The organism is Phenylobacterium kunshanense (assembly GCF_003254525.1).
GTDB lineage: Bacteria > Pseudomonadota > Alphaproteobacteria > Caulobacterales > Caulobacteraceae > Phenylobacterium > Phenylobacterium kunshanense.
The window spans coordinates 24,615-38,307 of the sequence record NZ_QFYS01000004.1 but is presented as its reverse complement, the minus strand read 5'-3'; the positions used below and the strand labels follow the sequence as shown (position 1 = coordinate 38,307).

General features: G+C 69.6%; 14 protein-coding genes and 1 riboswitch. Of the genes, 7 read left to right on the top strand and 7 right to left on the bottom strand.

The genetic code is table 11. The features are described from left to right. Nucleotides 1-1,581: a globin-coupled sensor protein gene (locus DJ019_RS21540; RefSeq protein WP_111275978.1), complete on the bottom strand. Its 1,581-nt coding sequence runs from the start codon at nt 1,579-1,581 to the stop codon at nt 1-3. A 363-nt stretch (nt 1,582-1,944) separates the two neighbouring features. On the opposite strand from DJ019_RS21540, the gene DJ019_RS10430 reads away from it, so the two are divergent. Next, a complete protein-coding gene (locus DJ019_RS10430) occupies nt 1,945-2,355 on the top strand; it encodes a MarR family winged helix-turn-helix transcriptional regulator (RefSeq protein ID WP_165843975.1) in 411 nt (136 codons plus the stop codon). 29 nt (nt 2,356-2,384) lie between these two features. On the opposite strand, the gene DJ019_RS10425 is transcribed toward DJ019_RS10430, so the two are convergent. Next, entirely contained in the window at nt 2,385-2,867 is a 483-nt protein-coding gene (locus DJ019_RS10425) for a hypothetical protein (RefSeq protein ID WP_111275976.1), read from the bottom strand. Next, nucleotides 2,867-3,478, bottom strand: a complete 612-nt coding sequence (locus DJ019_RS10420) for a response regulator (protein WP_111275975.1) — start codon at nt 3,476-3,478, stop codon at nt 2,867-2,869. The genes DJ019_RS10425 and DJ019_RS10420 overlap by 1 nt, the downstream gene beginning before the upstream one ends. A 294-nt stretch (nt 3,479-3,772) precedes the next feature. Between DJ019_RS10420 and DJ019_RS10415 the strand changes: the two genes are divergently transcribed. Together DJ019_RS10415 and DJ019_RS10410 are read left to right on the top strand one after the other, a co-directional pair. Beyond that, a complete protein-coding gene (locus tag DJ019_RS10415) occupies nt 3,773-4,432 on the top strand; it encodes a hypothetical protein (protein ID WP_111275974.1) in 660 nt (219 codons plus the stop codon). Nucleotides 4,433-4,578: 146 nt separating this feature from the next. After that, on the top strand, nt 4,579-5,769 hold the full coding sequence (locus DJ019_RS10410; protein ID WP_111275973.1) for a cytochrome P450: 1,191 nt from the start codon (nt 4,579-4,581) through the stop codon (nt 5,767-5,769). Between the two features lie 13 nt (nt 5,770-5,782). On the opposite strand, the gene DJ019_RS10405 is transcribed toward DJ019_RS10410, so the two are convergent. Both DJ019_RS10405 and DJ019_RS10400 read right to left on the bottom strand, forming a co-directional pair. Beyond that, complete coding sequence (locus DJ019_RS10405; RefSeq protein ID WP_111275972.1) at nt 5,783-6,214, bottom strand: CBS domain-containing protein; 432 nt, start codon at nt 6,212-6,214, stop codon at nt 5,783-5,785. An 82-nt stretch (nt 6,215-6,296) separates the two neighbouring features. Continuing rightward, nucleotides 6,297-6,935, bottom strand: coding sequence for an arylesterase (locus tag DJ019_RS10400; RefSeq protein WP_111275971.1), 639 nt, complete (start codon nt 6,933-6,935; stop codon nt 6,297-6,299). Nucleotides 6,936-6,986: 51 nt separating this feature from the next. Here DJ019_RS10400 and DJ019_RS10395 point away from each other — a divergent pair, with 51 nt between their 5' ends. From DJ019_RS10395 to DJ019_RS10385, 3 genes are all read left to right on the top strand, one after another. Next, nucleotides 6,987-7,682 carry an ABC transporter ATP-binding protein gene (locus DJ019_RS10395; protein WP_111275970.1) on the top strand — a complete coding sequence of 232 codons (696 nt, stop codon included), beginning with the start codon at nt 6,987-6,989 and terminating at the stop codon, nt 7,680-7,682. Next, complete coding sequence (locus DJ019_RS10390) at nt 7,679-10,195, top strand: ABC transporter permease (protein WP_111275969.1); 2,517 nt, start codon at nt 7,679-7,681, stop codon at nt 10,193-10,195. Before DJ019_RS10395 ends, DJ019_RS10390 begins: the two co-directional genes overlap by 4 nt. 105 nt (nt 10,196-10,300) lie before the next feature. Next, nucleotides 10,301-10,510: a hypothetical protein gene (locus tag DJ019_RS10385; RefSeq protein WP_111275968.1), complete on the top strand. Its 210-nt coding sequence runs from the start codon at nt 10,301-10,303 to the stop codon at nt 10,508-10,510. A 3-nt stretch (nt 10,511-10,513) separates the two neighbouring features. On the opposite strand, the gene DJ019_RS10380 is transcribed toward DJ019_RS10385, so the two are convergent. Further along, nucleotides 10,514-11,032: a cytochrome C gene (locus DJ019_RS10380; protein WP_111276248.1), complete on the bottom strand. Its 519-nt coding sequence runs from the start codon at nt 11,030-11,032 to the stop codon at nt 10,514-10,516. A gap of 110 nt (nt 11,033-11,142) precedes the next feature. Further along, nucleotides 11,143-12,993, bottom strand: a complete 1,851-nt coding sequence (thiC, locus tag DJ019_RS10375; protein ID WP_111275967.1) for a phosphomethylpyrimidine synthase ThiC — start codon at nt 12,991-12,993, stop codon at nt 11,143-11,145. A gap of 43 nt (nt 12,994-13,036) precedes the next feature. Continuing rightward, nucleotides 13,037-13,144, bottom strand: a riboswitch (TPP riboswitch). A 124-nt stretch (nt 13,145-13,268) separates the two neighbouring features. Here thiC and DJ019_RS10370 point away from each other — a divergent pair. Continuing rightward, nucleotides 13,269-13,685 (top strand): DUF6491 family protein, encoded by a 417-nt coding sequence (locus DJ019_RS10370; RefSeq protein WP_133255281.1) that lies wholly within the window; start codon nt 13,269-13,271, stop codon nt 13,683-13,685. Nucleotides 13,686-13,693: the final 8 nt, after the last annotated feature.

Below are 13,693 nucleotides of genomic sequence, written 5' to 3'. Positions count from 1 at the left end.
CTAGAAGTCTTCCCACTCTGAAGCGCCGGCCGCGAAGGGCACGACCTGGCCGCCGCCTCCGCCCATCGCGCGGACGGGAGCCTGGCGGGCCGCCGCCGCCGCCCGGACGGGAGCCGGCGCAGCGGTCCGCCCCTCCTCGATCCGGAAACGGGCGATCAGGGACGACAGCTCCGCCGCTTCCTGCGCGAGGGTGTGGCTGGCGGCGGTGGACTCCTCGACCATGGCCGCGTTCTGCTGGGTCATCTGGTCCATCTGGTTCATGGCCGTGTTGACCTCGGCCAGCGCCGTGGACTGTTCCCGGGCCGAGGCGGCGATCTCGGCGACCAGGCCGTTGATCTGCGCGACCTGGCCGACGATGCGCTGAAGCGCCTCCCCCGCCCGTCCGACCAGGTCGACGCCCTGCTCCACCTGCGCCGAGGACGCCGAGATGAGCGCCTTGATCTCCTTGGCAGCCTCGGCGGACCGCTGGGCGAGGGCCCGGACCTCGGAGGCGACCACAGCGAAGCCCTTTCCGGCGTCGCCAGCCCGGGCGGCCTCCACCCCGGCGTTGAGCGCCAGCAGGTTGGTCTGGAAGGCTATCTCGTCGATCACGCCGATGATCTGGGCGATCTCCCGGGCTGACCCCTCGATGCCGGTCATGGCGTCCACCGCTTCGTGCACGACGACTCCCGACTGCTCGGCGTCGGAGCGGGCGCCAGCGACGGCGGCGTTGGCCTGGGCCGCGCCCTCGGCGGTGCGGGTGACCGTGGCGGTGACCTCGTCGAGGGCCGCGGCGGTCTCCTCCAGCGTGGCCGCCTGCTGCTCGCTGCGGCGGGAAAGATCGTCGGCCGCGCGGCTGATCTCGCCAGCGCCGGCGTGCATTCCCTCGACGTTGGCGGCCACCAGGCGCAGGACCTCCTGGAGCTGCGCGACCGCGCCGTTGAAATCGTCGCGAAGCTTGCCGTACTCGGCCGGCATGGTCGCAGGCAGCCGATAGGTCAGGTCGCCCTCGGCCAGGGCCGCGAGTCCGGCGCCGACCGTGGCGGCCACGGTCGCGCGCTCGGCTGCCAGCACCTCGGCCTCGGCCTTCTGGCGCGCCGCCTCGGCCGCATCGAGATACACCGAAATGGCGTAGTCCATGTCGAGCAGGGTCGCCTTGACGATGGCTCCCACCTCGGCGGCGGCGGCGGCTCCGCCCGGGGCGGCCTTGCCGAAACGGCGGGGCCAGCGCGCCTCGATGAGGCTGGTCAGCAGCTTCTCCAGGACCAGGGCGTAGCCGCCGATGTACCAGCGCGGTTCCAGGCCGATGCGGGCGTGCACCTCGCCTACCGTCGTGACGCCCTGGACGTAACGGCCGTCGAACTGGCCCGTGGAGATCAACTCCCAATGGTGGATCTGGCGACTCTTGGCGCCGGCGAACTGGGCGTCGCTGGAGAAGAAGCGCCTTGTCTCCGGCGTTCGCCGGACCTGGTCGTAGAAGGCGTCGAGGGCGCCCGGAAGCGCATCCATGACCGGGCCCCTCGCAGCTCGGATGCGCTCACGCGCCGCATTGTCGAGCTGCATGAATTCCAGACGCTCAGCGAGCGAGTCGGCGACAGACATGGAATTTCTCCTCGTCCGATGCCGCGGCCTCTCGGGCTGCGGACATCGTAAACGCACACCCCCGAAGGGCCCCCAAAGTGTTACGCAGAGAAAACGAGAATCTCTGATACGAGTAGCCGCCCTCAGGGCATAATTAATAGTTAACGCGAGAAGAGAGGCTGGAAAATCTACAAGAATAGATTGAGGACAGTATCCGCGCTAACCATAAAGCGCACAATAATTGCAGAGCTAATGATCTCTACTGCCGTTAACTATGACCTTGTTTTTATTTGACAAGGATCAACGACACCCTGACCGACGCCGACTTACGGCCGACGCGTGATTCGGGGGGTGGACAGGATGACCGGAGATAAAAGACGCGCCTTGGGCCGAGAACTCTCGGTGGTGGCGCGACGATGGCGGACGCGGCTGGACGAGCGGCTCAGGTCCCTGGAGATGAGCCAGGCGCGGTGGGCGGTCCTGAACGCGATCCGGCATGCCAGCCAGGGGCTCAGCCAGAAGGCGCTGGCGGAGCAGGCCGGCATCGAACCGGCGACGCTGGTGCGGATGATCGACGCCTTGGAGGCCCAAGGGCTGGTGGAACGGTGCGCCTCGCAGGATGACCGCCGCATCAATCTGATCAGCCTGCGGCCGGCGGCGTTGCCGCTGATCGAGCAGATGGACGAGATCGACGCTGCGCTGAGCCGGGAGTTGCTGCAGGATTACGAGGGCGAGGATCTCCGCGCCCTGGTGGAATTGCTCCGCTCGCTCCGCAGCAAGCTGGAGCAGGCGTAGACCTCGTCACCCCGCACGCGGCCGCAAGCTCAGCCCGCCGCCTTCGCCGCCTGCTCCTCTGCGCGGCGGACGATCTCGCGAAGCCCTTCAAGCACGGCGGAGGCTTCAGGCGAGGTTTCCGACCAGGGCGCAGTCCGAAAGACGATCATGGTCTTGAGGTGCGCTTCCACCGCGGTGGCGTTCCAGACGCCCGCCTCGATGTAGTGGTCGCACAGGTCGCAGAGGCTGAACGCCACGGTCCCGAGGGCCTGCTTCTCGCACAGGCCGGCGAACCCGACGATCGTGCGCGCCTGGGTATAGACCTCCGGCCGGACCTCGAGCTCCTTCGCCGCCCGACCGACAAGATCGCCGAGCTGCGCCAGGGCGCCATCGATCTCCGCCAGAAGTTCCGGACGGATCTTCTCCAGAGCGGCCTCGCTGTCGGCGATGGCCTGGTCGCGGCGCTTGCCGCCTGGCTGCGACAGCAGCTTTCCGAGGCGGTTCGGAGCCCGGGTGTAGATGACCGCGCTCATCAGGCTCTCCGCTGAGGCTGGAGGATGTTGTCGATCTCGTCCTGGCTCATATTGGGGTCCACGGCGGCTCCGATTTCGCCCGTCAGATCGGTAGAACGGCGACCGGTCACTCCCATGGGCGGTCCCAGATTCTGGAAGCGTCGGTCGGGACCAGCGTAGGTCGCACAGGTTACGAAAGGACGATTGGCCTGGGCCATCCACAGGACGCGTTCCAGCAGGACCGTCGGCGACAACGGCTTCATCACCACGAAATGGGCGCCACAGTCGCGAGCCCGCGCCACGTTGCGACGGCTGGTATGGGACGTGACGATGATCACCGGCGCCATGGCGTTCGGAAGGCCCGACCGGCGCAACTCGGACACGAAGTCGTAGCCGTCCGGCTCATCGGGCTGCAGCGCGCCCTCGCAAACGATCAGGTCCAGGGGATCGCCCCTCACGGCCTGTCGCGCTTCCTCATAGTTCTCGGCCTTCACGAAGCCCGTGGCGCCGAAGCCCATCAGCACCTGGCTGAGCACGTTCATCCCCTGGCTATTGGGCTCGACCAGGAGAATTGACGCCTTGCGGAGCTGGATGCGCGCCGCAAGGTTGGCCAGCATGGGCTCATCGCTCATCCGAGCCGCCCCGCGTTTCCGCCGGTGCAGACCGTCACACGGACAGCGTCCGGCGATGCCTTTCGCATGAGCCCCTCATCCACTGCCCTGGTCAACGCCAGGCAGATGGCACCGGTATCGCCGCAAAGCTGCACAGCCGGTAAACCACGATGCGTCCGGCGCGCGCGATACCTGCGACAAAACATCTCAGGCGAAACCCGCCGGCGGGTTCACCGTGGATCCCTCGTCGCAAACTCGCCCCCCTTCGCCGCAAATCCCACGCCGGACAGCCCCGAAGTGGCTAGCGCAGCCGTCATGTCGAAGATTCTCAATGCGGCGCTGTGCATCGGCGCGCTCGCGACGGTGTCGCCCAGTTCCGCGGCTGCTCAAGGCAGCTTCCTCAAGAACCTCGCGCGCCAGGCGGCCGCGGCCGCCATTCAGAACGCCGCGCAGGCGCCGGCGCAGGCCGGGGCAACGCCCGATGCGGAGAGTGCGCCGGTCGAGGCGAGCGGAGACCAGCCCCCCGCAGAGGAGGCGCCCGCCACCGGTCCCGCGCCCTGGCCGGTGAACCTCGGATCCCGGTCCGTCACGTCTCCCATGCGCCTTGAATTCTCGCCCGAGACCAAGGCCGCCAAGGACGCGTTCCTCGAATTCAGCAAGGTGCGGTGCAACGACTGCGAAGGCGGCTATGCGTACGACGCCTGGGCGCAGCACCACGTGAAGGTCGGTTACGAATACAACGCCTTCCACAACAAGGTCGGCGGCCTGGCGATGGGGCAGTCGATCACCTGGACCGGCGCCGCGGCCACCGGCTCGATCACGGTCGTGGGCGAGACCCCGATCAAGGGCTGGCGCTGCAAGCAGCTCAAATGGGAGCTCAAGAAGGGAACGCAGCGCGCCGAACGGCCGGGCCTCTACTGCGTCAGTCCCTCGAGCGCCGGCACGGCAAAGGAGAACTGGCTGGATGTCTTCTGACGACGTCCCGGCCGCCGCCGGCCACGCGTTGCGTCGATGTGCATCCCTTCGCAGGTTAGGACACGGATATCGGCTTAGCCCCCGGACTTGCCTGACGTGCGGGAAGCGGGCGTCCTCTTCCGCAAAACAAGGGGAGACGCCGGGCCATGAAGATCGACCTCCTGTCGCCGGCCAGCTTCGACGGCGGCCAGCCGCACCGGCAGTATGCGTGGCTGCGCGAGCACCAGCCGGTGACCTGGCACGACGAGCCGGGCGGCAAGGGCTTCTGGGCCGTCACCCGCCACGCCGACGTCTGGGCGGTGGACCGCGACTTCCAGACCTATTCGTCCGAGCCGACGATCATGATCACCGACCCGCTGGCCGAGGCCGGGTCGTTCGGCCCGTACAAGATGATGCTGATGATGGACCCGCCCGAGCACACGGGGTTCCGCAAGCTCATCCGCTCCGAGTTCACCGAGCCGTCGGCGAGGCTGCGCGGCGAACGCATCCAGGCGCTGGCGAAGCAGATCGTGGACGCCGTGGCCGACAAGGGGGAGTGCGACTTCGTCGACGAGGTCGCCGGCGAGATGCCCAGCTACGTCATCGCCGAGCTGATGGGCCTGCCGCTGGACGACGGTCGCGAGCTCTACAAGCTCACCGAGATCATCCACACCGCGCCCGAAGCGCTGCCGCCCGGAGCCGGCGGCCAGGCGGTGATGAAGATGTTCGAGTACGGCTCGAAGGTGATGGCCGAGAAGCGGGCGCGGCCCGGCGACGACCTGGCCTCGCGGCTGCTCGCCTGCGAGGTGGACGGCCGCCGGCTGGAGGACATGGAGTTCCTGCTGTTCTTCCTGCTGCTGATCGACGCCGGCGGGGACACGACGCGCAACCTGCTCTCGGGCGGCCTGCTGGCGCTGATGGAGCACCCCGACCAGTATCGCTGGCTGATGGAGGACCTCGAAGGTCGCCTGCCCACCGCCCGGGAGGAGTTGCTGCGCTGGGCCAGCCCCGTGATCTACATGCGGCGAACGGCGAAGCGCGACACCGAGCTGGGCGGTCAGAAGATCCGCGAGGGCGACAAGGTCGTGATGTACTTCGGCTCGGCCAACCGCGACCCGGCCGCCTTCGAACGCCCCGACGTGCTGGACCTGTCACGCGCCGACAACCCGCACATGGCCTTCGGCAACGGGCCGCACGTATGCCTCGGCCAGCACCTCGCCCGCATCGAGATCGACGCCATGCTGCGCGAGGTGCTGACGCGCATGAAGGACTTCGAACTGGCCGCGCCGGTGGAGTGGCTGGCCAGCAACTTCATCTCCGGCCCGAAGGCGATGCCGCTCCGGTTTCGCGGGGCGTAGCGCCAGAGTGGCGTCAGTGCTGGGTGTGCGGACCGCCCGGCTCGCTCACGTGGCAGAGCGCCGCGCCGCTGACCGACATGTCGCCCAGAGAGATGTCGCCGAGCGAGATTATCCCGACCAGGCGCTTCTCGCGGTTCAGCACGGGAAGCCGTCGGACCTTGTGGTCGCTCATCCGCGCCGACGCCTCCTGAAGGTCGTCATCCTCGAAGATGAACTGCAGGTCGGCTGTGGTCATGGCCTCGCGCACCGTCGTGCTGGGCCCCCGCCCGTCGGCGATGCAGCGGATGGCGATGTCGCGGTCGGTGATCATGCCGACAAGGCGATCGTTCTCGCCGACCGGGATCGCCCCGGCGTCGAGCGCCTTCATGAGGCGGGCAGCGTCCTGGACGGTGGCGTCGGGCGCGATGGTGCGGACGTCGGAACTCATGCAGTCACGAACGTTCATGGGAATCCTCCCTGGCCTCGTTTTGAGGTGACCTGAGGAAAACCCCGCCTGGACCAGGCGGTTGCAGGGGCGCCGGATTAAATCAGCGTCGCGTCAGCGCCCGCGCCACCACCGGCGCAAGCCGTGCGGCGATGATGGCCGCCCCGCGCGCGTTCGGGTGGATCCCGTCCGGCTGATTCAGGGAGGGGTTGCGGGCGACGCCGTCGATCAGGTTCGGGTACAGCGGCACGCCATGGGCGCGCGCCAGGGCGGGCCAGATGGCGTTGAAGTCGCGGGCGTAGCCGCCGCCGATCTCGACCGGAGCGGCGATCCCGGCCAGGACCACCCCCACCTTCCGGGCCTTCAGCCGCTTCAGGATGCCGTCGAGGTTCGCCCGGGTCCGCTTCGGGTCCTGACCCTGCAGCAGGTCGTTGGCGCCCAACGCTACGATGACGAGGTCGGTGTCCTTGCGGACGCTGAAGTCGACGCGGGCCAGGCCGCCGGCGGTGGTGTCGCCCGACACACCCGCCGCTCGCACCAGCGCCGCCACGCCCAGCTTCTGGAGTTGGAGCCGGAGTTGGTTGGGAAGCGCCGCGGCCGCCGGCAGGCCGTAGCCGGCGGTGATGGAGTCGCCCAGCATCGTGATGACCCGCGGACGGCCGGGCTGCGCAAGGGCAGGGCCGGCGGCGAGCGCGAGCGACCAGGCGAGAAGCGCGCGGCGGGTATGACTTGGCGTGGCCATGAAGCTCCTATGTAAGGGAGGCTCTACGCCGCTCAACTCCCGGAGTTCCGCTTGAACGACGCGCCGCCGCTGATCCTCGACGACGTGGGCCTGACCTTGCCGTCCGCGGCGGGACCCGTGGAGATCCTCCGCCATCTTTCCCTGACGCTGAACGATGGCGAGCGCGTGGCGCTGGTCGGGCCGTCGGGGTCGGGAAAGTCGTCGCTGATCGCCGTGGCGGCGGGACTGGAACAGCCGAGCGCGGGCAGGGTCATGCTGTTCGGACAGGATCTGGCGAAGCTGGACGAGGACGGGCGAGCGAAGCTGCGGCGAGGCCGGGTGAGCCTGGTCTTCCAGTCCTTCCACCTGCTGCCCAACATGACGGCCGAGGAGAACGTCGCCGCGCCGATGGAGATCGCGCGGAGGCCCAACGCCATGGCCGAGGCGCGGACCTGGCTGGACCGCGTGGGCCTCTCCGCACGGCTGCGCCACTATCCGCACCAGCTCTCGGGCGGCGAACAGCAGCGGGTCGCCCTGGCGCGGGCCCTGGCGCCGCGGCCAAAGCTGATCTTCGCCGACGAACCCACGGGAAATCTCGATTCCACCAACGCCCGCCACGTGGCCGACCTGATGCTGGACCTGGTGGCCGACGCCGGCGCCGCCCTGCTGCTGGTGACTCACGATCCCGCGCTGGCCGCCCGCGCGCAGCGGGTCGTCACCCTGCGCGACGGCCGGCCGGTGGCTGAAGCGGCCGGGGCGCCGGCGTGATTCCGCTCTGGCTGCGGTTCGCCGGCCGGGAGTTGAGGGGCGGGATCAAGGGTTTCCGCATCTTCCTGGCCTGCCTGGCGCTGGGAGTCGCCGCGATCGCCGCGGCGAGCTCCACGGCCGAGGCGTTCCGGCGGGGACTGGCCACCGAGGCGCGCGCCATCCTGGGCGGCGACCTGGCGATCTCGGTCCGCAACCGGCGGCTCGCCCCCATCGAACTCGCCGAACTGCGCAAGCTTGGCGACGTATCCGTGGCGGTGGCGACCCAGGCCATGGCCGAGGGGCCCACGGGAGAGCGGAGACTGGTCGAGCTGCGCGGCGTGGACTCCGGCTATCCGCTCGCCGGAGTCGTCTCGATCACCGGCGCGCCGTCGCTGGCGGCGGCGCTGGAGCGGCGCGAAGGCGTATGGGGCGCGGCGGTGGAGCGCGCCCTGCTGGACCGCCTGGGCATGAAGGTGGGCGACCGCTTCCTGGCCGGCAACGTGCCCATGCGGGTCGGCGCGATCCTGGAAGAAGAGCCGGACCGCCTGTCGCGCGGCTTTGCGCTCGGCCCCCGGGTCCTGGCCCAGGCGGGCGCGCTGGAACAGGGCGGCTTCCTCAAGCCCGGCCTCCCCTTCGGCGAGACGACCCGCGTCGCGCTGCGGCCGGGGCTGGATCTGCAGGCCGCCAAGGCGCAGGCCCGCGGGGCCATGCGCGGCTTCTTCCGGCTGCGCGACCGCAACGACGCCTCCCCGGGCGTGAGCCGGACCATCGACCAGCTCGAGTACTTCCTGGGTTTCATCGGCCTCGCCTCGCTGGTGGCCGGAGGGCTTGGGGTGTTCGGGGCCGTCAGCGCCTATGTGGACGGCCGCAAGCCCGCTATCGCCACCCTGAAGGCCCTCGGCGCCGACAGCGCGCTGATCCGGAATGTCTACCTGGCCCAGATCGGTCTCCTGGCGCTGGCGGGCGTGGCGATCGGCCTGGTGATCGGCGCGGTGACGCCGCTGGTCCTGGGCGCGGCCGTCCGGGACGAACTCCCGGTTCCGGCGCTGTTCGCCATCTACCCGTGGCCGCTGGTGAAGGCCGGCGCGTTCGGCCTGCTCTCGGCGGCCGCCTTCTCGCTGGCCCCGCTGGCCCGGGCGCGGACGACGCCGCCTGCCAGCCTGTTCCGCAGCGATCTGTCGGGGCGGCTTCGGTGCGGACCGGAGCTTGTGGGCGCGCTGGCGGCGGCCGCGGGCCTCGCCGCACTCGCCATCTGGACGGCGCCGACGCCGCTGGCGGCCATGATCATGATCGGCGGCGTGGCGGCCGCCTTCGTCCTGCTCTGGGGTTTCGGCTGGGCGGCGGCGAAGCTGGCGGGGCGGATGCGGGGCGGCGCGCGGGGCGCCTTGCGGATCGCGCTCGCGAACCTGGCAGGTCCCCGGTCGGCGGCGCGGACGGCGGCGCCGGCCATCGGTCTCGGGATCGGCCTGCTCGCCGCCGTGGTGCTGATCCAGTCCAGCCTGCTGAAGCAGATCTCGGTGATTGCACCGCAGACGGCCCCAGCCCTGGTCTTCACGGAGATCCCCGGCGCGCGCGCCGACGCCTTCGACGCCGCGGTGACTCGGGCGCTGGGGCGCAGCCCTGACGCCGACTCGTACCTGCGGGCTCCCCTGCTTTCGGGCCGCATCCTCGCGGTGCGCGGCGAGCCGGTCGATATGGCGAAGATCCCGCGCGAGGCGCGCTGGGCCTACGACAACGACGTCACGGTCTCGGCCATTGACGCGGAGCCGCCCAACGCCGGCATCCTGAAGGGCCGATGGTGGCCGGCGGACTATGCCGGCCCGCCGCTGGTCGCCCTGTCCGAAGACCCGGCCGAAGGCGGCGACCTCAAGGTCGGCGACACCCTCACGCTCTCGATCCTGGGCGCCGAGATCGAGGCCAAGGTGGCTGTGATCCGGCGCATCGACTTCGGCAGCTTCGGCGCGAGCTTTCCCGTGGTGCTGACGCCGAATGCCCTGGAGGGCGCCGAGCCCAGGCAGGTGGCGATCGCCAAGGCTACGCTAGCCGAGGAGCAGCGGATCGTGCGCGCCTTGGGCAAAGACTTTCCGGAGGTGAACATCATCTCGGTCCGCGAGCAGCTCGAGGCGGCGACCGATCTCTTCGACCGCATAGCCCTCGCCATCCGCGGCGCGGCGGCGGTGGCCCTGCTGGCCGCGCTGCTGGTCCTGGCCGGGGCGATCGCCGCGCGGGCGCAGGAACGGACCCGCGAGGCGGCGACGCTGAAGGTCCTCGGCGCCTCCCGCGCGCAGGTGCTCGCCGCCTACGTCCTGGAGTACGGGCTGGTCGGCGTCATCGCGGGCGCGGCCGGCGTCGGGCTCGGCTACGCGGCGGCTTGGCCGGTGGTCACCGAGGTGTTCGAGGCGGAGTGGAGCGTGGACTGGGCCGGGGTGGCCGCTCTGCTGGCCGGCGCCGCGGCGGTCGCCGGGGCCGGCGGGCTGCTGGCGGCGTTCCAGGCGCTGTCGAAACGCCCGGCGCCGGCCCTCCGCGCGGAGTAGCGGCGGGCCCTGCGCAAGAGTGTCGCATGGCCGCCGCGGTAAGCATTTGGCATCGACCGTCCCGCATCTTCGGCGACACGACATCGCCAGCCCGGGAGCGCCAGAATGCGGTTCGACTTCACGACGAAAGACCTCGCCGACTGGGGTTCGGCCGGCCTCGTGTTCCTGTCGGGCGCCGCGACCGGCCACTACGCCGCGATCGGCATGAACGCCGTACAGTGGGCGGGCGCCGCCACGGCGATCCTGGGTTCGATCACCGTGGCCGTCGCCGTCCGCGTATGGCCGCCGAAGGCGACCGCGCGCGCCGAGGACTGATCGTCACGCCGCCGGCGGCACGGGGACCATGTTCTCCACCGCCGTCTTGGGCGCCACGCCCGGCGGCAGGTTCTCAGGCTCGGGCTGGCCCGCCGCGCCAAGCGAATGGATGTAGCGGTACATCGCCCGCAGGTCCGGATCGCTCACCTTCGCCAGGTTGTGGCTCGGCATCGGCGGCAGCAGCTTCTTGGTCTTCATGATCTCGACCCAGCCGTCCTCGGTCATGTTGGCGGCCAGGAGGCGCAGGTTGCTAGCGTACGAGACGCCCCACGGGCCCTGGTAGCCGACGGAACGTCCCGTCAGTCGCTGCGCCTCGGGAATGGAGCCGCCCGATTGCGGGAAGCCCTCGGTGTGGCAGTCGTTGCAGCCGCCCACGAGCACCAGGTAGCGACCCGCCTCGATGTCATTGGCCGCAACGACGCGCGGCCCGGCCGGCGCCGTCGCATCCGCCTTCGCGTCCGGCTTCGAGCAAGCCGACACCATTACGGCCGCGGATGCGGCCATCCAAACGATCCAGCGCATGGAGTCCCCCATTGGTATTCGCTTCAGGGCGCCGCCCTTAGCCGAACTACGTGGGGAAACTCAGCGAAGTTTCGTGAAAGTTTCGACAGGTCGACGAAGAAGCGACGATCTCACTCCGCCGGCGCCACCGGCACCAGGATCTCGCCGCCGGTCTCGCGGAACTTCTTCGACATCTCGGCCATGCCCGCCTCCACGTCGGTCTGGCCGGCGTCGTTCTGGCCCCTGGCCGCGTCGCGGATGTCCTGGCTGATCTTCATCGAGCAGAACTTCGGTCCGCACATCGAGCAGAAGTGGGCGGTCTTGAACGCCTCCTTCGGCAGGCTCTCGTCGTGGTACTCGCGCGCCGTCTCGGGATCGATGCCCAGGTTGAACTGGTCCTCCCAGCGGAACTCGAACCGCGCCCGGCTGATCGCGTCGTCCCAGGCCCGGGCCGCGGGATGCCCCTTGGCGAGGTCGGCGGCGTGGGCGGCCAGCTTGTAGGTCATCACGCCGACCTTCACGTCGTCGCGGTTCGGCAGGCCCAGGTGCTCCTTGGGCGTCACGTAGCAGAGCATCGCCGTGCCGAACCAGCCGATCATCGCCGCGCCGATGGCCGAGGTGATGTGGTCGTAGCCGGGCGCCACGTCGGTGGTGAGCGGGCCCAAGGTGTAGAACGGCGCCTCGCCGCAGGTCTTCAGCTGCTTGTCCATGTTGGCCTTGATCTTGTGCATCGGCACATGGCCGGGACCCTCGATCATCACCTGGACATTGTGCTTCCACGCGATCTGGGTGAGTTCCCCCAGCGTCTCCAGCTCGCCGAACTGGGCCGCGTCGTTGGCGTCGGCGATCGAGCCGGGGCGCAGGCCGTCGCCCAGGCTGAACGACACGTCGTACGCCTTCATGATCTCGCAGATGTCTTCGAAGTGCTCGTAGAGGAAGTTCTCCTTGTGGTGCGCCAGGCACCACTTGGCCATGATCGAGCCGCCGCGGCTGACGATGCCGGTGACGCGGCTAGCGGTCAGCGGCACGTAGGCGAGGCGCACGCCGGCGTGGATCGTGAAATAGTCCACGCCCTGCTCGGCCTGCTCGATCAGGGTGTCGCGGAAGACCTCCCAGGTCAGGTCCTCGGCGACGCCGTTCACCTTCTCCAGCGCCTGGTAGATCGGCACGGTGCCGATCGGCACGGGGCTGTTGCGGACGATCCAGTCGCGGATGTTGTGGATGTTGCGGCCGGTCGAGAGGTCCATGACCGTGTCCGCGCCGCAGCGGATGGACCACACCATCTTGTCCACCTCGTCGGAGACGTGGCTGAGGACCGCCGAGTTACCGATGTTGGCGTTGATCTTCACCAGGAAGTTCCGGCCGATGATCATCGGCTCGAGCTCGGTGTGGTTGATGTTGGCCGGGATGATGGCGCGGCCACGGGCGATCTCGTCGCGGACGAACTCGGGCGTCACGAAATCCGGGATCTCGGCGCCGAAATCCTCGCCGTCGCGGATGAACGCCTCGCCCTGTTGCCGGCGCAGGTTCTCGCGGATCGCCACGTACTCCATCTCGGGCGTGATGACGCCTCGACGGGCGTACTCGAGCTGGGTGACGTTGGCGCCGGCCTTGGCGCGATAGACCCGGCGGGGAGCGGTGAACTCCGGCGCCAGGTGTTCGCCCTTGGCGAAGCCGTTGTCCTCGGGCTTCACGGCGCGCGGGTGCTCGACGATCTCGACGTCGCCGCGGCTGACCACCCAGGGCTCGCGGGTCTTCGACAGGCCCTTCTCGATGTCGATGGCGACCGAGGGGTCGGTGTAGGGCCCGGACGGATCGTAGAGCGTCAGCGCCGGCTCGTTCGCCGACGGGTGCACCGCCACCTCGCGGAACGGCACGCGGATGTCGGGCCACAGCACGCCGGGCTGGTAGACCTTCTTCGACCCCGGGCGTTCGCCGGTGGGGATCGTGGCGGCGTTCAGCTTGCCGGCAGGCTTGTTCATCGGTCGCGTCCTCAGTCACAGGACGGATCACAGGCGTAAGGTCGGAACGCTAAGGGCCCTTCCCTTCGCCGGCATGACCCGGATCAGGTTCGACGGGTCGTGGGCTCACCCACCTCTCAGCCGCTTCCGCGCGGCCCCCCGAGGATGTGCGCAAGGTAGGCCCGTTGGCGGCGCGGGGAAAGGGCCTGCATTCGGCGCAGCCGCCGCGATCATCGGCGAAGACGGATGGCCAACCCGGACGTATCATCTGCGATGGGCGACGATGGAGTGAGCCGATGAGACTGGCGATGATCGTTCTCGGCGCGGCGACGATGAGCGCGTGCGCCATGACCCCCGCGCCGCGGGCGGACCTGGGCCCCGCGCCGGCCGATGGAACTGGCCTTCCGAGCGGCCAGTGCTTCCGCTCCGCCGACATCCGCAACCACACGATCGCCGACCGCGACACGCTGCTGATCGACGTGAACGGTCGCGAGACCTACCGGATCACCGTCAACGGCGGCTGCCTCGCGGGCGCGGTTTCGTCGGATCCGATCATCACGCGCCAGCCCCCCGGCTCGCCGATCATCTGCAAGCCCATCGACCTGGACATCGGCATCTCGCGCGGCGGATTCGAGAGCCGCTGCATCGTCCGCTCGATCGTGAAGCTGACGCCCGAACAGGTCGCCGCCCTGCCGCCGAAGTTGAAGCCGTGAGATAACGG